The sequence below is a fragment of the Streptomyces sp. NPDC051322 genome (assembly GCF_040689485.1).
GTDB lineage: Bacteria > Actinomycetota > Actinomycetes > Streptomycetales > Streptomycetaceae > Streptomyces.
Window position 1 is genome coordinate 590,868 of the sequence record NZ_JBFBAK010000003.1, and the last position, 19,000, is coordinate 609,867.

Consider the following 19,000-nt stretch of genomic DNA (forward strand, 5'->3'; position numbering starts at 1 on the left):
GGAAACCGGCCCTGACCTGGTGCTTAGCTGTCGGGGTGGCGGGATTTGAACCCACGACCTCTTCGTCCCGAACGAAGCGCGCTGCCAAGCTGCGCTACACCCCGATTGTCGCTCGCGTGGCGGCGACATCGTTTACTTTAGCGGACCCCGGGCCTGAGACGAAATCCGGTTTCGGTGGGCGGGTGCGGAGCGGCCCGGGAGAAGGGCGCTGCGACGGGCTCGCGGGCGGTGGGCTGGGTCAGTGGCGGGCTGTGAGGGTCAGGAGGGAGGCCTCAGGGGGGCAGGCGAAGCGGACCGGGGTGTAGCGGTTGGTGCCGCAGCCGGCGGATACGTGCAGGTAGGAGCGGTTGCCGTGGGACTCGTGGGCGGAGAGGCCCTTGACCCGGTCGGTGTCCAGGTCGCAGTTGGTGACCAGGGCGCCGTAGAGGGGGATGCACAGCTGGCCGCCGTGGGTGTGGCCGGCGAGGATCAGTGGGTAGCCGTCGGCGGTGAAGGCGTCCAGGGCACGGAGGTAGGGGGCGTGGACGACGGCCAGAGAGAGGTCGGTGCCCTCCTCGGGGCCGCCCGCGACCTGCGCGTAGCGGTCCCGTTTGATGTGCGGGTCGTCCAGGCCGGTGAAGGCGATCTCCATGCCGTCGATCTTGAGGCGACCGCGGGTGTTGCTGAGGTTCACCCAGCCTGCGGCGTCGAAGCCGTCGCGGATGTCCTCCCACGGGTTGTGGACGACGTTGGTCGCCGGGGCCTTGCCGTTCAGGCCGTGCTTGCCCTGGGCCTTCTCGAGGAGGTAGCGGGCCGGGTTGCGGAACGAGGGGCCGTAGTAGTCGTTCGAGCCGAAGACGTAGACCCCGGGGAACTCCAGCAGCGGGCCGAGGGCGTCCAGGACGTCGGGGACGGCCTCCGGGTCGGAGAGGTTGTCCCCCGTGTTGACCACGAAGTCGGGGCGCAGGCCCGCGAGGGACTGCAGCCAGCGCTGCTTCTTGCGCTGGCCGCGGACCATGTGGATGTCGGAGACCTGCAGGACGCGCAGCGGTCGGGCGCCGGGTGGGAGCACCGGCACGGTGACCCGCCTCAGGCGGAACGAGCGGGCCTCGAAGCCGGCGGCATAGGCGATGCCGGCCGCGCCAACGGCGGTGATTCCTGCGGTGACTTTGAGGGGGGTCCCGTAGCGTGCGCGCATGTCTCCATCGTCGCAGAAGACGGGGGAGCGCGAAATCCGCGGGCCGGGCCGGCGCCGTACCTGCGACACTTGGGCGCATGACCACGCTCAAGTCCAAGCTGCATGCAGAACTCACCGAGGCCATCAGGGCGCGCGACGAGCTGCGCTCCTCGACGCTCCGGCTGACCCTCTCCGCGATCACCAACGAAGAGGTCTCGGGGAAGTCGGCGCGCGAGCTCTCCGACGACGAGGTGATCAAGGTGATCGCCAAGGAGGCGAAGAAGCGCCGTGAGGCGGCCGAGGCGTTCGAGCAGGGTGGCCGCCCGGAGAGTGCCGCGCGGGAGAAGGCGGAGGGCGAGCTGCTCGCCACGTATCTGCCGAAGCAGCTGAGCGACGAGGAGCTGGGCGCGATCGTCGCGCAGGCCGTCGATGAGGCGAAGGCGGCGGGCGCGGAGGGGCCGAGGGCCATGGGCGCCGTGATGAAGATCGTGAACCCGAAGGTGGCGGGCCTGGCGGAGGGCGGCCGGGTGGCCGCCGAGGTGAAGAAGCGGCTCGCGGGCTGAGGCGGCGACGGCCGACGCGAGAACGGCCGACCCGATCATACGAGAGGGGCGCCCCGGTCGGACCGGGGCGCCCCTCTCGCGTACCGCCGCTCAGGTGCGGGGGAGGCGCCGGTTACCTGCCCGGCTTGCCGTTGTTCCCGCCGAAGAAGCCGGGCGGGAAGGAGATGCCGCCGGCGCCTCCGTTGCCGCCTCCGTTGTTGCCCCCGTTGGTGTTCCCGGCGGTGCCCCCGCCGCCGCCGGCGGCGCCGCCTCCGTTGTTGTTGCCGCCGTGGCCCTTGCCGCCCTTGTCGCCCTTCGTCTTGCCGCGCGGTACGTCGACGGCGTTGAAGTTCGGGGCGTCGGAGCCGAGTGAGCCGGTCATGGCGGTCCGCCAGATCGGGCCCGGCAGACAGCCACCGCACACCTTGTCGTAGTACTGCCCGCCAATGGTGATGTTGGACATCGGGATCTGGGGGCTGCCGTCGCTGCCGACCCAGACGGCGGTCGCGAGGTTCGGCGTGTAGCCGACGAACCAGGCGTTCCTGCGCTCATCGGTGGTACCGGTCTTGCCCGCGTTGTCCCGGTCGGTGAGGCCGGCCGCCTTACCGGTGCCGTCCTCGACGACACCCTTGAGCATCTGGCTGATGGTGTCCGCGGTGTGCTCGCTCATCGCCTGGTCACAGGTCGACTTCGGCACGTCGAGGGCCTTGCCGCCCGGCGCGGTCACCGACTCGATGGCGATCGGGGAGCAGTACGTACCGCGGTTGGCGAAGGTCGCGTAGACCGAGGCCATCGCCAGCGGGGTCGACTCCTGGCCGCCGAGGGTGGTGGACGCGGTGTTCAGCAGCGGCTTGTCGTCGCCGCGCTGGTAGCCGACCTTCTTCGCCATGGTGAGGGTCTCGCAGAGGCCCGTCTTCCGCTCCAGCGAAGCGAAATACGTGTTGATCGACTTGCCCAGCGCGCTGGTCATGTCGAAGGTGCCCTTCTCCGACTCCAGTTCGTTCTGCACGGACCAGGGCTTGTCGTCGGTGACCTGGCCGGAGCAGGAACGGAAACCGTCGGCCGGCAGCTTGATCGTCCGGGGCGTGGTGAAGGTCTGCGCCGGGCTGATGCCCTTCTCCAGGGCAGCCGCCGCGGTGATGGGCTTGAACGTGGAGCCCACCTGGAAGCCGTAGGAGCTGCCGCCCATCTTGTGGTCGACGGAGAGGTTCAGCACCGTCTGGTGTTTGGTCATGTCCAGGCCGTAGGGGCGGGACTGGGCCATCGCCAGGATCTTGCCGGTGCCGGGCTGGACCTGGACCACCGCGTCCGCGATCTTGTCGTCCTTGTTGACCCGGGAGGTGGCGGCCTTGTTGGAGGACGCCTGCGACTTCGGGTCGAGAGTGGTCCTTATGGTGAGTCCGCCGACCGCCCAGAGCTTCTGCCGCTCCTTCTCGGTCTTGCCGAAGGCCGGGTCGGAGAGGAAGACCTTGCGCACGTAGTCGCAGAAGAACCCCGCGCCCTGCACTGCCGTGATGCAGCCGCTCCTCGGCTGGGTGACCTTCAGCTTGATCGGGTCGGCCATCGCCTTGTCGGCTTCCGCCTGCGACACGTCATGGAGGTCGGCCATCCGCTGCAGCACCGTGTTACGGCGCTTGGTGGCCTCCTGCATGTCGTTCACCGGGTCGTAGCGGCTCGGCGACTGGACCATGCCGGCGAGCAGGGCGGACTCGCTGAGTGTCAGGTCCTTCGCGGGCTTGGAGAAGTAACGCTGGGCCGCGGCCTCGATGCCGTACGCCTGCTCGCCGAAGAAGGTGATGTTGAGGTAGTTCTCGAGGATCTTCTTCTTGCCGAGGGTCTCCTCGACCTGGATCGCGTACTTGAGCTCGCGGACCTTGCGGCCGAGGCTCTTCTGCTGCGCCTCGGCGACCTTGGTGGCGTCGTCGCCGGCCTCCTCGACGAAGACGTTCTTCACGTACTGCTGGGTGAGGGTCGACGCGCCCTGGGCGGCGCCGCCCTCCTGGGCGTTGCGGTTCAGCGCGCGCAGTACGCCCTTGAGGTCGACCGCACCGTGCTCGTAGAAGCGTGCGTCCTCGATGTCGACGATCGCCTTCTGCATGTACGGCGAGATGTCCGCGAGCTTCACGACCGTGCGGTCGCGCTCGTAGACCGTGGCGATCTGGCCGCCCTTGTTGTCGAGGATCGTGGTGCGCTGGCTCAGCGGCGGGGTCTTGAGGCTGGCGGGGATGTCGTCGAACCCCTGGACCGTGCCTTTGGCCGCGAGCCCGAACACCCCGGCTGCCGGCAGCGCGAGGCCCGCCAGTACAGCTCCGGAGAGCGCGGCGACACCGAGGAATTTGGCGGCCTGCTGGGTCGTGGAGAGACCTCCGCCGGAGCGCTTCTTTGGCATGGAGGCAGCCTACGTCGTCGAGAAGGAGCAGCCTCATTCGCCGGACACGCGTATATGTCTTGGCCTAAGCTGCACCTAACTGTCACAGCAGTGCGGTTCTGTATCAAGCCCCCCGGCATGACTTCGCTCTCCCCGAATGGGGCGAATCCGTGCCCGAATATGCCCCGATGTGTTGCCTGGCGCACCTTGTGGCGTTGATGAACTGTCCTGGATTGCCGGGATTGTTCGTAATGTCCTGCGCTCACTCCGTTGGGTGATCTGCCGCGTACGCATAGTCCGTTCGGGCCATTCAAGATTGGGCCCACCGGGGGTGTTGCGCTGTGCCTGCCTTCCGTAACGTCCTCAACTGGCAGCGGTGAATATGCCGCTACCGCCGTGGGGGAGCCTCGATTTCGGGAGAGGACGGCGCCGGCATGGGCTGGGTAACTGACTGGAGTGCGCAGGCAGCCTGCCGCACTACGGATCCGGACGAACTGTTCGTACAAGGGGCGGCGCAGAACAGGGCCAAGGCGGTGTGCACCGGATGTCCGGTACGCACCGAATGCCTGGCCGACGCGCTGGATCATCGCGTCGAGTTCGGCGTGTGGGGTGGCATGACCGAGCGGGAGCGGCGCGCACTGTTGCGCAGACGGCCCACCGTCACCTCGTGGCGCCGGCTGCTGGAGACGGCGCGCACCGAGTACGAGCGGAGCACGGGCATGCTGCCCGCGATCGTCGCGGACGACGAAGCGTTCGAGGAGACGTACGCCGCGGTGGGATAGACCGCGCGACGGGCCGGCCCGACCGGCCGTGACCAACGGGCCGCAGCGGCGGACCGTACGGGACTCAGGCCGAAGAACCACCGGTCGCGAGGCGATCACCGATGGTCCGGAGCCCTGCGAGGTCATGCACGTCGCCGGGGAGGGCGGCCACTTCGGCCACCGCTACTTCGGGGTGGAGAGCGGTGAAACGGTCGCGGGTGCGCTGCTCACGCGCGAGCACCCGCATCCGTTCGGCATGCAGGCGCAGCAGACCGGCGGTGAGGGCGTCGACGGTGGGTGCTGCGCTGACGGCGTCCACGGTGCTGTCGGGATCTGCGGTGCTGTCGGGGTCCACAGCGCTGTTGGGGTCCACAGCGCTGTCTGGATGGGCGGCGCTGACGGGGTCTGCGGTGGGTTCGGGAGGGGCGACCGTGGAGTCACGAACTGCTTCATTCCCGGCCTCCTGATCCACAATGCGATCGTCCTCAAGATTTTCTGCGGCGGCCAGTGCCCGCTCGGCCGACAGCCGGGCGGCCCCGCTGTGGTGCACCCGGTTGAGCACCAGACCGGCCAGCGGCATCTCCTCGGCGGCCAGGCGTTCCACGAAGTACGCGGCCTCGCGCAGCGCGTCCCGCTCCGGCGCGGCGACCACCAGGAACGCCGTCCCGGGTGCCTGGAGCAGCCGGTAGGTGGCGTCCGCCCGGGTGCGGAAGCCACCGAACATGGTGTCCATCGCGGTCACGAAGGTCTGCACGTCCCGCAGGAACTGCCCGCCGAGCAGCTTTCCGAGCGTGCCGGTCATCATCGACATGCCGACGTTGAGGAACTTCATCCCGGCCCGGCCGCCGACTTTCGCCGGAGCCATCAGCAGCCGGATGAACTTGCCGTCCAGGAACGACCCCAGCCGCTTCGGCGCGTCCAGGAAATCCAGTGCGGAGCGCGACGGCGGGGTGTCCACGATGATCAGGTCCCACTCGTCACGGGCCCGGAGCTGGCCGAGTTTCTCCATCGCCATGTACTCCTGGGTTCCGGCGAAGCCGGCGGAGAGCGACTGGTAGAAGGGGTTGCTCAGGATCGCGCGGGCCCGCTCGGCGTCCGCGTGCGCCTCGACGATCTCGTCGAAGGTCCGCTTCATGTCCAGCATCATGGCGTGCAGTTCACCGTCACCGGTGGCCTTGATGCCGTCCACCCGGCGCGGGATGTTGTCCAGCGAGTCGATGCCCATCGACTGGGCGAGCCTGCGCGCCGGATCGATGGTGAGCACCACCGCCCGGCGGCCGCGCTCGGCCGCCCGTACACCCAGCGCGGCCGCCGTGGTGGTCTTGCCCACGCCACCGGAGCCGCAGCACACGATGATGCGGGTCGCCGGGTCGTCGATCAGCGGGTCGATGTCGAGCAGTGGCACGGTGTCCAGAGTCATCGGCTGTCCAGGGTCATCGGCTGTCCGGAGTCATCGGCTGTCGAGAGTCATGCGCTCGTGTGCTTCCGCAGTTGCGTGGCCAGCCGGTAGAGCCCGGCCAGGTCCATGCCCTCCACGAGCAGCGGGAGCTCGTAGGTGGGCAGCTTCAGCTCGGCCAGCACCGCGCGTTGCGCGCGCTCCAGCTCCACCCGCTCGGCGTGGTCCGCGGCCTCCGCGAGCAGGGGTGCGACCAGCTTCGCCGAGCCGCTCACGCCGACCCGGGTGAGCGCCTTGGCGACGTCCCTGCGGCGGTCGCCCGACACCGTACGCACGGCCTGTTCGTCCAGCAGCGCGGGGCGCACCATGTTCACGATGACGTTTCCCACCGGGAGGTCGGCGGCGCGCAGTTCGGCGATGCCGTCGGCGGTCTCCTGCACCGGCATCTCCTCCAGCAGGGTCACCAAGTGGACGGCCGTTTCGGGGGACTTGAGCACGCGCATGACGGCCTGCGCCTGGTTGTGTATGGGTCCGATCTTGGCCAGGCCCGCCACCTCGTCGTTCACATTGAGGAAGCGGGTGATGCGGCCGGTGGGCGGCGCGTCCATCACCACGTGGTCGTACGCGTAACGCCCCTGCTTGTCCTTGCGGCGGACCGCTTCGCACGCCTTGCCGGTGAGCAGCACGTCGCGTACGCCGGGTGCGATCGTGGTGGCGAAGTCGATCGCGCCGAGCTTCTTCAGGGCGCGGCCGGCGCTGCCCAGTTTGTAGAACATCTGCAGGTAGTCCAGCAGGGCGCGTTCGGCGTCGATCGCCAGGGCGTGCACCTCTCCGCCACCCGGCGCCACGGCGATCTTCCGCTCCTCGTACGGAAACGCCTCCGTCTCGAAGAGCTGGGCGATGCCCTGTCTGCCCTCGACCTCGACGAGGAGCGTGCGCTTGCCCTCCGTCGCGAGGGCGAGCGCGAGTGCGGCGGCGACCGTGGTCTTTCCGGTCCCGCCCTTGCCGCTCACGACCTGAAGCCTGCTCACGTATGGGAGCCTAACCAGTCGGGCGGGGTACTACGCCGGAGACTGGCAGTGACAGCGGCTACAGTCGCCGTATGGCCAAATGGGAATACGCGACTGTGCCGCTTCTGGTGCACGCGACCAAGCAGATTCTGGACACCTGGGGCGAGGACGGCTGGGAGCTCGTCCAGGTGGTGCCCGGACCGAACAACCCCGAGCAGCTCGTGGCGTACCTCAAGCGGGAGAAGGCCGCATGAGCGGGGCAGTCGACGCCCGCCTCGCTGACCTGGGGCTGACGCTGCCCGAGGTGGTGCCACCGCTGGCCGCATACCAACCGGCCGTCCAGTCGGGGGTGTACGTGTACACCGCCGGCCAGCTGCCCATGGTGGACGGCAAGCTGGCCGTGGTCGGGAAGGTCGGCGCGGAGGTCACGGCCGAGGAGGCCAAGGAGCTGGCCCGCACCTGCGCGCTGAACGCACTGGCTGCGGTGAAGTCGGTCGCCGGTGACCTGGACCGCGTCGAGCGGGTCGTGAAGGTCGTGGGCTTCGTGGCCTCGGCACCGGATTTCACCGGGCAGCCGGCGGTGGTCAACGGGGCGAGCGAGCTGCTGGGTGCGGTCTTCGGCGACCGTGGGGTGCATGCGCGCAGTGCGGTCGGGGTGGCGGTGCTGCCGCTGGACGCGCCGGTCGAGGTGGAGATCCAGGTCGAGCTTCGGGACTGAGCGGCTGCGGTGGCCTACGGGGGATTACGGGGCTCGCGGGGGCGCGGGCCCCGGCGAAGCCGGTCGCGCCGCCGCTCGCCACCCGCCGACCTCGATACTCGCCGACCTCGAACATCGGCGCGAGACCGGTTAGCCTCGCGCGCATGCCCAACGGTCAGTGGTACCCCCCGGAATGGCCCGCTCGCATCCGCGCCCTGGCATCCGGCGACCTCACCCCCGCCCAGCCCCGTCGCGCAGCCACCGTCATGCTGCTGAGAGACCCGCCGCAGGGGGCCGCCGGCCCCACCGTCCACATGCTGCGCAGGCGTACCTCCATGGCCTTCGCCGGCGGCGCGTACGCCTATCCGGGCGGTGGCGTGGACCCCCGTGACGACGACCGGCTCGTCGGCTGGTCCGGGCCGAGCCGTACTGCGTGGGGCGAGCGGCTCGGGGTCGACGCGGCATCTGCTCAGGCCATCGTGTGCGCGGCCGTACGGGAGACGTACGAGGAGGCCGGCGTGCTGCTGGCCGGCCCGACCGCCGACACGGTGGTCGGCGACCTGTCCGGCGACGACTGGGAGGCCGACCGGGCGGCGCTCGTCGCCCGTGACCTCTCCTTCGCGGAGTTCCTGGACCGCCGGGGTCTGGTGTTGCGCTCCGATCTGCTGGGCGCCTGGGCCCGCTGGATCACCCCGGAGTTCGAGCCGAAGCGCTACGACACGTGGTTCTTCGTGGCCGCCCTGCCGAGCGGGCAGCGCACCCGCAACGCATCGACGGAGGCCGACCGCACCGTGTGGATCCGGACGGCGGACGCGGCCGACGGGTACGACAAGGGGGAGCTGCTGATGATGCCCCCGACGATCTCTACGCTGCGCTCGCTGCAGCCGTACGCGACCGTGGCCGAGGCGCTGGCCGGCGCGGCCGGGCAGGATCTCACTCCGGTACTGGCGCAGGCGCGACTGGAGGCGGGCGAGCTGGTGCTGAGCTGGCCGGGCCACGAGGAATTCACCCGGCGGCTGCCGGCCGCGGAGCAGGAGACCATGGATGAGTGACGCAGCGACCCTCCCCGGGCAGCCCAGGGGCACGGTCTTCTCCGGGCCGGCCACCGCGCGGGCGGTCAACGTCCTCGCACCGAACGCTTCCGCGATGACCCTCGACGGCACCAACACCTGGCTCGTTTCCGAGCCGGACTCGGAGTCGGCGGTCGTCATCGACCCCGGCCCGCTGCACGAAGGCCACCTCAGGGCCGTGATCGACACCGCTGAACGCGCCGGCAAACGGATCGCGCTGACCCTGCTCACCCACGGCCATCCGGACCACGCGGAGGGCGCGGCCCGGTTCGCGGCGCTGACGCGTACCGACGTGCGGGCGCTGGACCCGGCGCTGCGACTCGGCGAGGAGGGGCTCGCGGCGGGGGATGTGGTCACCACCGGCGGTCTGGAGCTGCGCGTCGTACCGACCCCCGGGCACACCGCGGACTCGCTCTGCTTCCACCTGCCTGCCGATCGCGCGGTCCTGACGGGCGACACGGTCCTGGGGCGGGGTACGACCATGGTCGCCCACCCGGACGGGCGGCTCGGCGACTACCTGGACTCGTTGCGCCTGCTGCGCTCGCTGACCGTGGACGACGGCGTGCATACGGTGCTGCCGGGGCACGGCCCGGTGCTCGACGACGCCCAGGGAGCGATCGACTTCTACCTGGCCCACCGGGCCCACCGACTGGCCCAGGTGGAGACCGCCGCCGAGCGGGGCCTCAGTACCGCCTCGGCGATCGTGGCCGAGGTGTACGCGGACGTCGACCGGTCGCTGTGGCCGGCGGCTGAGCTTTCGGTGCGGGCCCAGCTGGAGTACCTGCGGGGGCACGGCCTGATCTGAGCCCCGTGCGAGTGCCCGGGTGGTACGTGAAGAGGGCGCTCCCGCGGGTATGCGGGACGCCCCCTTCCACGTACGGGCAGGCAGCTGTCGGCGGCTAGCGAGACCGCTTGGCGAGGCGCTCGACGTCCAGAAGGATCACCGCGCGGGCCTCCAGACGGAGCCAGCCGCGGCCCGCGAAGTCGGCCAGGGCCTTGTTGACTGTCTCGCGGGAGGCGCCGACCAGCTGGGCCAGCTCTTCCTGGGTGAGGTCGTGCACGACGTGGATGCCCTCCTCCGACTGCACGCCGAAACGGCGCGACAGATCCAGGAGTGCGCGGGCGACCCGGCCGGGGACGTCCGAGAAGACCAGGTCGGACATCTGGTCGTTGGTCTTGCGCAGGCGGCGGGCGACGGCACGCAGCAGCGCCGTGGCCACCTCGGGGCGCACATTGAGCCAGGGCTGGAGGTCACCGTGGCCAAGGCCCAGGAGCTTGACCTCGGTGAGGGCGGAGGCGGTGGCGGTACGCGGGCCCGGGTCGAAGAGGGACAGCTCCCCGATCAGCTCGCCGGGGCCCAGGACCGCCAGCATGTTCTCCCGGCCGTCGGGGGAAGTGCGGTGCAGCTTCACCTTGCCCTCGGTGACCACATAGAGGCGGTCGCCGGGGTCGCCCTCGTGGAAGAGGGCGTCGCCACGGGCGAGCGTCACCTCACTCATCGAGGCGCGCAGCTCAGCGGCCTGCTCATCATCGAGCGCCGCGAAGAGCGGGGCGCGCCGCAGAACGTCGTCCACGAGTTCTCTCCTTGTCGACCTGCTCAGGGGACCGGCTGGACCCCATCATGCCGGACGGGTCAATCAGTGTGATCAGTCACAAGTTTGACGCACCGGCGTCGTGCCTTGTGCGGGAGGGGGCCGATTGGGTTGGTGATTGGCTGTGACCGGCGCGGATGTCGGTGGCTGGCTCTAGGCTGGCCGGGTGTCCAAAACGCCGGTGAGAGTACGGGTCAAGGGGGCTGAACGGGTGTCGGCGAACCAAAAATTCTGCTGTGGGCGAACGGTCGCCCAGCCGAGCGATGTAAGCGGCAAAAGGGACCAAACCGGCGAAGAGGGTCGAGGGAGTCGCGGTGACTGAGGTGTCCGAGCCATCGGGGGGGACGGAACGCGCGGGTGGCGCTGAGCCGTCCGAGGGAGCCGGGTCGGCGGCGAAGCCGGCCGGGCGAACCGCGAGGCGGGCTGCTGCGCCCCGTAAGACGGCACAGAGGGCGGTCCCGGCGAAGGCCGCCAAGGCGGTGCCGGCCAAGGCTGCGAAGGCCGCACAGGCGGCGGCCGGGGCGGCGAAGACGGTGCCGGCCAAGGCAGCGAAGAAGTCGCCCGCCAAGGCCGCGAAGAAGTCGCCTGCCAAGGCGGCGAAGGCGGCGCAAGCCGGGCCGGGTGCGGCCCCGTCGGTGAAGGCCGTCAAGATCCCCGCGTCCGAGTCCCATACCGCCCTGGTCCGCCGGGCGCGCCGGATCGACCGGGAGCTCGCCGAGGTCTATCCGTATGCCCACACCGAGCTCGACTTCGAGAATCCCTTCGAGCTGCTGATCGCCACCGTGCTCTCCGCCCAGACCACCGACCTCAGGGTCAACCAGACGACGCCGGCGCTCTTCGCGAAGTACCCGACGCCGGAGGACATGGCGGCCGCCGACCCCGAAGAGCTGGAGCAGATCCTGCGACCCACCGGCTTCTTCCGGGCCAAGGCCCGGTCCGCCCTCGGCCTCTCCGCCGCGCTGCGGGACAACTTCGGCGGTGCGGTGCCGGGCCGTCTGGAGGATCTGGTGACGCTGCCGGGAGTCGGTCGCAAGACGGCCAACGTGGTCCTGGGCAACGCCTTCGGCGTACCGGGGATCACCGTCGACACCCACTTCGGACGGCTGGTGCGTCGTTGGAAGCTGACCGCTCAGCAGGATCCGGAGAAGGTCGAGGCGGAGATCTGCGCGCTGTTCCCCAAGAGCGAGTGGACGATGCTGTCGCACCGGGTGGTCTTCCACGGCCGCCGGATCTGCCACGCCCGCAAGCCCGCCTGCGGCGCCTGCCCGATCGCCCCGCTCTGCCCGGCGTACGGCGAGGGTGAGACGGACCCGGAGAAGGCACGGAAGCTCCTCAAGTACGAGAAGGGCGGCTACCCGGGCCAGCGGCTGAAGCCCCCGGCCGACTATCCGGGGCAGCCGGCTCCCCCGTTAGGGGCCGGATGACGGCAGCGCGGAACGATCGGACCGGCCGTGGGCGTTGGGAAGAGCAGGCGGGAGAGAGCGGGGGTGCCGATGACGCACACCGGAGAGACAGAGACCGACCGGGCCCATGAGGGCCCGGTCGCCGTGACCGGTCGTGGGCTGCCCGGATGGCTGGCGCCGGTGGCGCAGGCGGCCGACACCGTGCGGCCCGAGCAGCTCAGCCGGTTTCTGCCACCGGCGAGCGGCGGCGGGCGGCAGTCCGCCGTGCTCATCCTCTTCGGCGAGGGCGCGTCCGGGCCGGAGCTGCTGCTGATGGAGCGGGCGGGTACTCTCCGCTCCCACCCGGGGCAGCCCTCCTTCCCCGGCGGCTCCCTCGACCCGGAGGACGGTGATCCGCTCACCACCGGGCCGCTGCGGGCGGCGCTGCGCGAAGCGCAGGAGGAGACCGGGCTCGATCCGGTAGGTGTCCAGATCTTCGGCGTGCTGCCCCGGCTCTACATCCCGGTCAGCGGGTTCGTCGTGACACCGGTGCTCGGCTGGTGGCGGGAGCCCACACCGGTCCGGGCCGTGGACAGTGCGGAGACCGCCCGGGTCTTCACCGTTCCCGTGGCGGATCTCACGGATCCGGCCAACCGCGTGACGGCCATCCACCCGAGCGGCCACCGAGGCCCGGCATTTCTGGTCGAATCGGCCCTGGTCTGGGGGTTCACCGCCGGAGTGATCGACAGAATCCTGCATTTCTCCGGCTGGGAGCGGCCATGGGACCGCACCAAGCAGGTCCCGCTCGACTGGCGCGCATGACAGGCTGGCCGACGTACTGCGCCACCCGGGGAACGCCGCGATCCACCACGGCCCGCCCGGGGGCCGCACCACAGGCCGGATGATCGTGACCGGCGAGGAAAAGCGAGGCTCACGACGGTGAACGTGCTGGACATCCTGCTGCTGTTGGCCGCCGTGTGGTTCGCCGTGATCGGTTACCGCCAGGGGTTCGTCGTCGGCATCCTCTCGGTGATCGGTTTTCTCGGCGGCGGACTCATCGCCGTGTATCTGCTGCCGATCATCTGGGACCAGCTGACGGAGAAGGCCGAGGTCTCCACGGCCGCCACCGTCGTCGCAGTGGTCGTCGTGATCGTGTGCGCCTCGGTCGGCCAGGCCTTCACCACCCACCTGGGAAACAAGCTCCGCCGTTTCATCACCTGGTCCCCGGCCCGCGCCCTGGACGCCACCGGCGGCGCGCTGGTCAATGTGCTGGCCATGCTGATGGTCGCCTGGCTGATCGGATCGGCGCTGGCCGGTACCACCCTGCCCACCCTGGGCAAGGAGGTCCGCTCCTCCAAGGTGCTGCTCGGGGTCTCCCGGGTGGTGCCGCCGGAGGCCAACGGCTGGTTCGCCGACTTCTCCTCCGTGCTCGCGCAGAACGGCTTCCCCGAGGTCTTCAGCCCGTTCGCCAACGAGCCGATCACCGAGGTCCAGCCACCCGACCCGGCGCTGGCCAACAGCCCTGTCGCGCAGACCGCGAAGAAGTCCGTGGTCAAGGTCGTCGGCACCGCGCAGAGCTGCAGCAAGGTCCTGGAGGGCTCCGGCTTCGTCTTCGCCGACCACCGGGTGATCACCAATGCCCATGTGGTCGGCGGCGTCGACGAGCCCACCGTCCAGGTCGGCGGCGAGGGCAGGCTGTACGACGCGAAGGTGGTGCTCTACGACTGGGCGCGCGACATCGCGGTCCTGGACGTGCCGGCCCTCGACGCGCCCTCGCTGAAATTCACCGACACCCACCACGACGCGCACAGCGGGGACAGCGCGATCGTCGCGGGCTTCCCGGAGAACGGCTCGTACGACGTCCGCGCCGCCCGGGTCCGCGGCCGCATCAACGCCAGCGGACCGGACATCTACCACCGCGGCACGGTCACCCGCGATGTCTACTCGCTCTTCACCACCGTCCGCCAGGGCAACTCCGGTGGCCCGCTGCTGACCCCCACCGGCAAGGTCTACGGCGTCGTCTTCGCCAAGTCGCTCGACGACACGCACACCGGATACGCCCTGTCGGCCGACGAGATCCGCGCGGACATCGCCCAGGGCCGCACCGCGAGCCAGCAGGTCGACACCCAGGGATGCGCGCTGTGAGGCTCACCGTCCTCGGCGGCGGCGGCTTCCGGGTGCCCCTGGTGTACGGGGCGCTGCTGCGGGACCACGCGGCCGGCCGGGTCACCCGGATCACCCTGCACGACGTGGACCGGGCCCGCCTCACCGCTGTCGCGCGGGTGCTCGCCGACCAGGCGGCGGGTGTGCCGGACGCGCCCGAGGTCCGTACTACCACCGACCTCGACGACGCCCTGCGCGGCGCCGACTTCGTCTTCTCGGCGATCCGGGTCGGCGGCCTGGCCGGCCGTGCCGCCGACGAGCGGGTCGCCCTGGATCACGGCGTGCTCGGCCAGGAGACCGTCGGCGCGGGCGGGATCGCGTACGGACTGCGTACGGTGCCGGTCGCCGTCGACATCGCCCGGCGGGTTGCCCGGATCGCCCCCGACGCGTGGGTCATCAACTTCACCAACCCGGCGGGCCTGGTCACCGAGGCGATGGCCGCGCATCTCGGCGGCCGGGTCATCGGCATCTGCGACTCGCCGGTCGGACTGGGCCGCCGCGTCGCCCGTACGCTGGGCGCCGACCCCGACCGGGCACGGCTCGACTACGTCGGACTCAACCACCTGGGGTGGCTGCGCGGGCTGTACGTCGCCGACGAGCGGGCGGCGGGCGGCGAGCGGGATGTGCTGCCCGCCCTGTTCGACGACGAGCGGCTGCTGACCTCGTTCGAGGAGGGCAAACTCTTCGGCGCGGAGTGGCTGCGCACCATCCGCTCGGTGCCCAACGAATATCTGCACTACTACTACTTCAACCGCGAGACGGTCGCCGCCTACCGGCAGGCCGCGCAGACCCGTGGCGCCTTCCTGCACGACCAGCAGGCACGGTTCTACGCCGAGATGGCGCACCCCGCGACACCCGCCTGGCAGGCCTGGGACCGTACTCGCGCGGAGCGCGAAGCGACCTACATGGCCGAGAACCGCGAAACCGCGGGCGCCGGGGAGCGAGCACCCGACGACCTCGAGTCGGGCGGGTACGAGCAGGTGGCACTGGCCCTGATGCGCGCGATCGCCGGGGGCTCGGCGGCCGCGAGTGAAGAGAGCAGCGCGGGGGAGGCACGGCGCGGCGAAGGCACCACGCTGATCCTCAACGTCCCGAACGGCTCGACGCTCGACGTGCTCGACCCGGCAGCGGTCATCGAGGTCCCGTGCCGGGTCGACGAGAACGGCCCGCACCCGCTGCCGGTAAGCCGGCTGACGGGCCATGAGGCCGGCCTGGTCACCGCCGTCAAGACCGTGGAGCGTTGTGTACTGGAAGCAGCGGAAAGCGGATCGGCGCGGGTGGCAGTGCAGGCCTTCGCACTGCACCCGCTGGTCGATTCCGTGAATGTGGCGAGGCGGCTGCTCGACGGATACCGGGACGTACATCCGGGCCTCGGCTACCTCAGGCGCTGAGCCTCGGAGCGGCCGTCAGGGCCTGGGATGCCGGAGCCATGCCGAGACCCAGCGGGCACGGCGGCGGAGTATGCGCGGAATGCCGAGGCGGGGATCGAGCCCCCGGACGTGCGGGCCGCCCCTCTCGTGCGTGCTCAGACCTGTGGTCGAGCGATGGTTGGGTACTGCGTCACCGTAGTCGTGCGTCCAGCCCATACCCCGACGTTTGCCCGTGTCACAAGGTCGGTAATCGCTCCGCGCGGGGCCAATTGGCCTATGCGCCAGGCAATTGGCTGTTCGTAGGACAAGCGTTCTCCGGGCCTGTCGGTTCGCCGTTCACCGGTCCGGCTCCGGGTCCCTCAGCCAGTTGATCAGCTCCGCCGAGAACGCCGCCGGGTCCTCCTCCTGGGGGAAGTGGCCCAGGCCGTCGAACAACCGCCACCGGTAGGGCGCTTCGACGTACTGCCCGGAGCCCGCCGCACTGCGCGTGCGCATCACCGGGTCGAGGGAACCGTGCAGATGCAGCGTCGGCACCCGGACGGGGCGCTTCATCCGTCGGTTGAACTGAATCCCGTCGGGGCGCGCCAGCGAGCGCACCATCCAGCGGTACGGCTCGATCGAGCAGTGCGCGGTCGAGGGGATCGACATCGCCCGCCGGTACATCTCCACCGCGTTGTCGTCGGGTCGCGCGGGACCCGACCAGTCCCGAACGAGTCGGCCCACCAAGTCGGCATCGTCGGCGACGAGTTGACGCTCCGGCACCCACGGCCGCTGGAACCCCCAGACGTACGACCCGGACCTGCTCTGCGCGAAGTCGGACAGCATCGCCGAACGCCAGCGTCGTGGATGGGGCATCGAGGAGACCGCGAGCCTGCGCACCAGCTTGGGCCGCATCACGGCGGCCGTCCAGGCCAGGTACCCGCCCAGGTCGTGTCCGACCAGCGCGGCGTCCGGCTCGCCGAGGGAACGGATCACACCGGTGATGTCGAGGGCCAGGTTCGCAGGGTCGTACCCCCTGGGCGTGCGGTCGCTGCCGCCCACCCCGCGCAGGTCCATCGCCACGGCCCGGAAACCGGCGTCGGCGAGCGCGGTCAGCTGATGCCGCCAGGTCCACCAGAACTGCGGGAAGCCGTGCAGCAACAGCACCAGCGGCCCGTCGCCGGCCTCCGTGATGTGGAAGCGGGCGCCATTGGCCGCGACATCGCGATGGTTCCAGGGCCCGTCGATCCGTACGACGGAGCCCGATTCAGCAGAAGCGGTCATGCAGATGAGCGTGCCACAGCATCAGCCTTCTCGATGACCGCCGGATTGACATCGGCGTTACCGTTCGGAGTACTGCTCGCAGCCTTGTCCAGTGCCGGGGCGGGCGACCCGCCGGATGCTTCGATGGACTCCTCGTCGGAGGACGGGCGCGGATGCGGCTTGACGCCCTGGATCACGGAGGCCGACTTCTTGACGGATGCGGCGACCTTCTGCGGCGACTTCCCCCGCTTGGCCTTCTTGGCGAAGACCATGCCGATCAACCCGAGGAAGCCGGCCACCAGCACGTTTGCGGCGAAGGAGAGCAAAAAGCAGACCGCGATGTTCCAGTGGCTCCAGGTGCGGATGCCGTAGGCGAGAGCGAAGCTCAGCATCGGCAGGGAGAAGAGCAGCACCGTACCGGCGGCCGCGAAGGCCCCGCCGCCGATCGCCCCGCGCTTGACGTCCTGGCGCAGTTCGGCCTTGGCCAGGGCGATTTCATCGTGCACCAGTGCGGACATCTCGGCGGTCGCCGAGGCGACCAGCTGACCGAGACTGCGGTCGGCGGTGCCAGCAGGCTTGCTCGGGTGGCTCATCGCTGAATCCCTCTTCTCTTCCGCTCTTCTTCCGCGGCGTGTTGCGGGGGCGTCTTGAGTTGTCGTTGTGCTGCTTGCTGATATTTCGTCTTCTCGGCCGTCGCGGTCCGCATGCATGCCACACGTGCTCGTTCCGAGGGCCGTTCCTGCGAAGGGCCGAATTTCCTGGTCCGGAGTCAGATCATGCCCGACTGTCCTCGTCCCCGCCTGCTGCACCCGTCCGTTCGGAGCGGCCGGTCTCCGCCGACAGCTCGTCGTCCGTCTCCTCGGCGAGGCAGATCGCCTGGTACTTGCGGTTCCGCAACCTGAGCAGGATCGAGGAAATCACGGCCGCGATCACCGAGCCGACGAATACCGAGGCCTTGATCTCGCCGGTCAGAGCGGTGTCGCCGGTGAAGGCGAGTTCGCCGATGAGCAGCGATACGGTGAATCCGATCCCGGCGAGTGCGGACACCGCGAACACATCGGCCCACGCCAGGTCCTTGTTGATCTCGGCCCGGGTGAAGCGGGCGGTGAGCCAGGTACCGCCGAAGATGCCGACCGCTTTGCCGACGACCAGGCCCAGCACCACGCCGAGGGTCTCCGGCCTGCTGAACACATCGCCGAGCGCGCTGCCGGAGACGGAGACCCCGGCGGCGAACAACGCGAACAGCGGCACGGCGAATCCGGCCGAGAACGGACGGACCAGGTGTTCGATGTGCTCGCCCGGGGAGTGCGACTCGCCTTCACGGCGGGTGCAGCGGAGCATCAGGCCCATGGCGACACCGGCGATGGTGGCGTGCACACCGCTGTTGTACATCAGACCCCAGTTGATCAGGGCAAGCGGGACGTAGATGTACCAGCCTCGTACGTTCATCCGCAGAAGTAGCCAGAAGACGACCAGCCCGAGTACGGCGCCGCCGAGCGCGGCGAAATGGATCTTTCCGGCGAAGAACACCGCGATGATCAGGATCGCGAACAGGTCGTCCACGACCGCCAGGGTGAGCAGGAACGCGCGCAGCGCGGACGGCAGTGAGGTGCCGATGACGGCGAGGACGGCGAGCGCGAACGCGATATCGGTGGCCGTCGGCACCGCCCAGCCGTCCATGGACCCACCGCTGACGGCGTTGACCACCGCGTACACCACGGCCGGTGCGGCCATCCCGCACAGCGCCGCGATGACAGGCAGCGCGGCGGCCCGGGGGTTCCGCAGTTCGCCCGCGACGAGCTCGCGCTTGAGCTCGATGCCTGCGACGAAGAAGAAGACGGCGATCAGCCCGTCGGCCGCCCAGTGCTCGACGGACAGGTGCAGTCCGAGCGCGCCGGGACCGAGATGGAAGTCGCTGACGGATTCGTAACTGTGACTCAGCGGGGTGTTGGCCCAGGCCAGTGCGGTGATCGCGGCGATCAGCAGGAGCATGCCGCCGACGGTCTCGGTGCGCAGAGCGTCCGCGATGTAGGCCCGCTCGGTGCGCGGCAACCGACCGAGAAAGGTCAGACCGGCGCGGGGACGGGAGCGAGGCTTCGGGTCGGGCGCGGCCACGAGGGGGACCTCCGGTTGGTTGGACAGCACAGCACACATGCCGACCAGACTTCCCGGCGCACCCTTGATCTCCTGAACAGCCTACCCGGGTTGCGGCAACGGCCCATCCGGTGATCATCACCCTACGTACAAAGCG

General features: G+C 70.0%; 19 protein-coding genes and 1 tRNA gene. 10 read left to right on the plus strand and 10 right to left on the minus strand.

Features of this window, described 5'->3' with window-relative positions:
- Positions 1 to 30: 30 nt before the first annotated feature.
- A tRNA-Pro gene (locus AB0436_RS10945) sits at positions 31 to 104 on the minus strand.
- Between the two features lie 134 nt (positions 105 to 238).
- Positions 239 to 1,177, minus strand: coding sequence for a metallophosphoesterase (locus AB0436_RS10950; protein ID WP_366467437.1), 939 nt, complete (start codon positions 1,175 to 1,177; stop codon positions 239 to 241).
- A 77-nt stretch (positions 1,178 to 1,254) separates the two neighbouring features.
- Here AB0436_RS10950 and AB0436_RS10955 point away from each other — a divergent pair, with 77 nt between their 5' ends.
- Positions 1,255 to 1,719 carry a GatB/YqeY domain-containing protein gene (locus tag AB0436_RS10955; RefSeq protein ID WP_365856688.1) on the plus strand — a complete coding sequence of 155 codons (465 nt, stop codon included), beginning with the start codon at positions 1,255 to 1,257 and terminating at the stop codon, positions 1,717 to 1,719.
- Positions 1,720 to 1,831: 112 nt separating this feature from the next.
- On the opposite strand, the gene AB0436_RS10960 is transcribed toward AB0436_RS10955, so the two are convergent.
- Entirely contained in the window at positions 1,832 to 4,087 is a 2,256-nt protein-coding gene (locus AB0436_RS10960; protein ID WP_366467438.1) for a transglycosylase domain-containing protein, read from the minus strand.
- A gap of 413 nt (positions 4,088 to 4,500) precedes the next feature.
- On the opposite strand from AB0436_RS10960, the gene AB0436_RS10965 reads away from it, so the two are divergent.
- The gene (locus AB0436_RS10965; protein WP_366467439.1) at positions 4,501 to 4,848 is read left to right on the plus strand and encodes a WhiB family transcriptional regulator; all 348 of its coding nucleotides are present in this window, start codon (positions 4,501 to 4,503) and stop codon (positions 4,846 to 4,848) included.
- A 64-nt stretch (positions 4,849 to 4,912) separates the two neighbouring features.
- Here AB0436_RS10965 and AB0436_RS10970 read toward each other — a convergent pair whose 3' ends face one another.
- Both AB0436_RS10970 and AB0436_RS10975 read right to left on the minus strand, forming a co-directional pair.
- Positions 4,913 to 6,247, minus strand: a complete 1,335-nt coding sequence (locus AB0436_RS10970) for an ArsA family ATPase (RefSeq protein ID WP_366467441.1) — start codon at positions 6,245 to 6,247, stop codon at positions 4,913 to 4,915.
- 47 nt (positions 6,248 to 6,294) lie between these two features.
- A complete protein-coding gene (locus AB0436_RS10975) occupies positions 6,295 to 7,254 on the minus strand; it encodes an ArsA-related P-loop ATPase (RefSeq protein ID WP_366467442.1) in 960 nt (319 codons plus the stop codon).
- A 71-nt stretch (positions 7,255 to 7,325) separates the two neighbouring features.
- Here AB0436_RS10975 and AB0436_RS10980 point away from each other — a divergent pair, with 71 nt between their 5' ends.
- The 4 genes from AB0436_RS10980 to AB0436_RS10995 all read left to right on the plus strand — a co-directional run bounded on the left by AB0436_RS10980 (position 7,326) and on the right by AB0436_RS10995 (position 9,805).
- A complete protein-coding gene (locus tag AB0436_RS10980) occupies positions 7,326 to 7,487 on the plus strand; it encodes a DUF4177 domain-containing protein (RefSeq protein ID WP_365856698.1) in 162 nt (53 codons plus the stop codon).
- Entirely contained in the window at positions 7,484 to 7,951 is a 468-nt protein-coding gene (locus AB0436_RS10985) for a RidA family protein (protein ID WP_366467443.1), read from the plus strand. Before AB0436_RS10980 ends, AB0436_RS10985 begins: the two co-directional genes overlap by 4 nt.
- Before the next feature lie 143 nt (positions 7,952 to 8,094).
- Positions 8,095 to 8,982 carry an NUDIX hydrolase gene (locus tag AB0436_RS10990; RefSeq protein ID WP_366467444.1) on the plus strand — a complete coding sequence of 296 codons (888 nt, stop codon included), beginning with the start codon at positions 8,095 to 8,097 and terminating at the stop codon, positions 8,980 to 8,982.
- Positions 8,975 to 9,805 (plus strand): MBL fold metallo-hydrolase, encoded by an 831-nt coding sequence (locus AB0436_RS10995; RefSeq protein ID WP_366467445.1) that lies wholly within the window; start codon positions 8,975 to 8,977, stop codon positions 9,803 to 9,805. The genes AB0436_RS10990 and AB0436_RS10995 overlap by 8 nt, the downstream gene beginning before the upstream one ends.
- A 94-nt stretch (positions 9,806 to 9,899) precedes the next feature.
- Here AB0436_RS10995 and AB0436_RS11000 read toward each other — a convergent pair whose 3' ends face one another.
- On the minus strand, positions 9,900 to 10,574 hold the full coding sequence (locus tag AB0436_RS11000) for a Crp/Fnr family transcriptional regulator (RefSeq protein ID WP_164258843.1): 675 nt from the start codon (positions 10,572 to 10,574) through the stop codon (positions 9,900 to 9,902).
- Positions 10,575 to 11,125: 551 nt separating this feature from the next.
- On the opposite strand from AB0436_RS11000, the gene nth reads away from it, so the two are divergent.
- From nth to AB0436_RS11020, 4 genes are all read left to right on the plus strand, one after another.
- Positions 11,126 to 12,016: an endonuclease III gene (gene nth / locus AB0436_RS11005; RefSeq protein ID WP_366467503.1), complete on the plus strand. Its 891-nt coding sequence runs from the start codon at positions 11,126 to 11,128 to the stop codon at positions 12,014 to 12,016.
- A gap of 69 nt (positions 12,017 to 12,085) precedes the next feature.
- Positions 12,086 to 12,796, plus strand: a complete 711-nt coding sequence (locus AB0436_RS11010; RefSeq protein ID WP_366467446.1) for a CoA pyrophosphatase — start codon at positions 12,086 to 12,088, stop codon at positions 12,794 to 12,796.
- A gap of 117 nt (positions 12,797 to 12,913) precedes the next feature.
- Complete coding sequence (locus AB0436_RS11015) at positions 12,914 to 14,119, plus strand: MarP family serine protease (RefSeq protein WP_366467447.1); 1,206 nt, start codon at positions 12,914 to 12,916, stop codon at positions 14,117 to 14,119.
- Positions 14,116 to 15,528 carry a 6-phospho-beta-glucosidase gene (locus AB0436_RS11020; RefSeq protein ID WP_366467449.1) on the plus strand — a complete coding sequence of 471 codons (1,413 nt, stop codon included), beginning with the start codon at positions 14,116 to 14,118 and terminating at the stop codon, positions 15,526 to 15,528. Before AB0436_RS11015 ends, AB0436_RS11020 begins: the two co-directional genes overlap by 4 nt.
- A gap of 15 nt (positions 15,529 to 15,543) precedes the next feature.
- Here AB0436_RS11020 and AB0436_RS11025 read toward each other — a convergent pair whose 3' ends face one another.
- The 4 genes from AB0436_RS11025 to nhaA all read right to left on the minus strand — a co-directional run bounded on the left by AB0436_RS11025 (position 15,544) and on the right by nhaA (position 18,903).
- Positions 15,544 to 15,723: a hypothetical protein gene (locus AB0436_RS11025; RefSeq protein WP_366467450.1), complete on the minus strand. Its 180-nt coding sequence runs from the start codon at positions 15,721 to 15,723 to the stop codon at positions 15,544 to 15,546.
- 120 nt (positions 15,724 to 15,843) lie between these two features.
- On the minus strand, positions 15,844 to 16,770 hold the full coding sequence (locus AB0436_RS11030; RefSeq protein ID WP_366467451.1) for an alpha/beta hydrolase: 927 nt from the start codon (positions 16,768 to 16,770) through the stop codon (positions 15,844 to 15,846).
- Positions 16,767 to 17,342, minus strand: coding sequence for a phage holin family protein (locus AB0436_RS11035; RefSeq protein ID WP_366467453.1), 576 nt, complete (start codon positions 17,340 to 17,342; stop codon positions 16,767 to 16,769). Before AB0436_RS11035 ends, AB0436_RS11030 begins: the two co-directional genes overlap by 4 nt.
- Before the next feature lie 181 nt (positions 17,343 to 17,523).
- A complete protein-coding gene (nhaA, locus tag AB0436_RS11040) occupies positions 17,524 to 18,903 on the minus strand; it encodes a Na+/H+ antiporter NhaA (protein WP_366467454.1) in 1,380 nt (459 codons plus the stop codon).
- Between the last annotated feature and the right edge of the window lie 97 nt (positions 18,904 to 19,000).

Excerpts from the sequence above, each read along its gene's own strand:
- AB0436_RS10950 (WP_366467437.1), bottom strand. The coding sequence starts at position 1,177 with ATGCGCGCACGCTACGGGACCCCCCTCAAAGTCACCGCAGGAATCACC.
- AB0436_RS10955 (WP_365856688.1), top strand. The coding sequence starts at position 1,255 with ATGACCACGCTCAAGTCCAAGCTGCATGCAGAACTCACCGAGGCCATC.
- AB0436_RS10960 (WP_366467438.1), bottom strand. The coding sequence starts at position 4,087 with ATGCCAAAGAAGCGCTCCGGCGGAGGTCTCTCCACGACCCAGCAGGCC.
- AB0436_RS10965 (WP_366467439.1), top strand. The coding sequence starts at position 4,501 with ATGGGCTGGGTAACTGACTGGAGTGCGCAGGCAGCCTGCCGCACTACG.
- AB0436_RS10970 (WP_366467441.1), bottom strand. The coding sequence starts at position 6,247 with ATGACTCTGGACACCGTGCCACTGCTCGACATCGACCCGCTGATCGAC.
- AB0436_RS10980 (WP_365856698.1), top strand. The coding sequence starts at position 7,326 with ATGGCCAAATGGGAATACGCGACTGTGCCGCTTCTGGTGCACGCGACC.
- AB0436_RS10985 (WP_366467443.1), top strand. The coding sequence starts at position 7,484 with ATGAGCGGGGCAGTCGACGCCCGCCTCGCTGACCTGGGGCTGACGCTG.
- AB0436_RS10990 (WP_366467444.1), top strand. The coding sequence starts at position 8,095 with ATGCCCAACGGTCAGTGGTACCCCCCGGAATGGCCCGCTCGCATCCGC.
- AB0436_RS10995 (WP_366467445.1), top strand. The coding sequence starts at position 8,975 with ATGAGTGACGCAGCGACCCTCCCCGGGCAGCCCAGGGGCACGGTCTTC.
- AB0436_RS11010 (WP_366467446.1), top strand. The coding sequence starts at position 12,086 with ATGACGCACACCGGAGAGACAGAGACCGACCGGGCCCATGAGGGCCCG.
- AB0436_RS11025 (WP_366467450.1), bottom strand. The coding sequence starts at position 15,723 with ATGGGCTGGACGCACGACTACGGTGACGCAGTACCCAACCATCGCTCG.
- AB0436_RS11030 (WP_366467451.1), bottom strand. The coding sequence starts at position 16,770 with ATGACCGCTTCTGCTGAATCGGGCTCCGTCGTACGGATCGACGGGCCC.
- AB0436_RS11035 (WP_366467453.1), bottom strand. The coding sequence starts at position 17,342 with ATGAGCCACCCGAGCAAGCCTGCTGGCACCGCCGACCGCAGTCTCGGT.
- nhaA (WP_366467454.1), bottom strand. The coding sequence starts at position 18,903 with ATGTGTGCTGTGCTGTCCAACCAACCGGAGGTCCCCCTCGTGGCCGCG.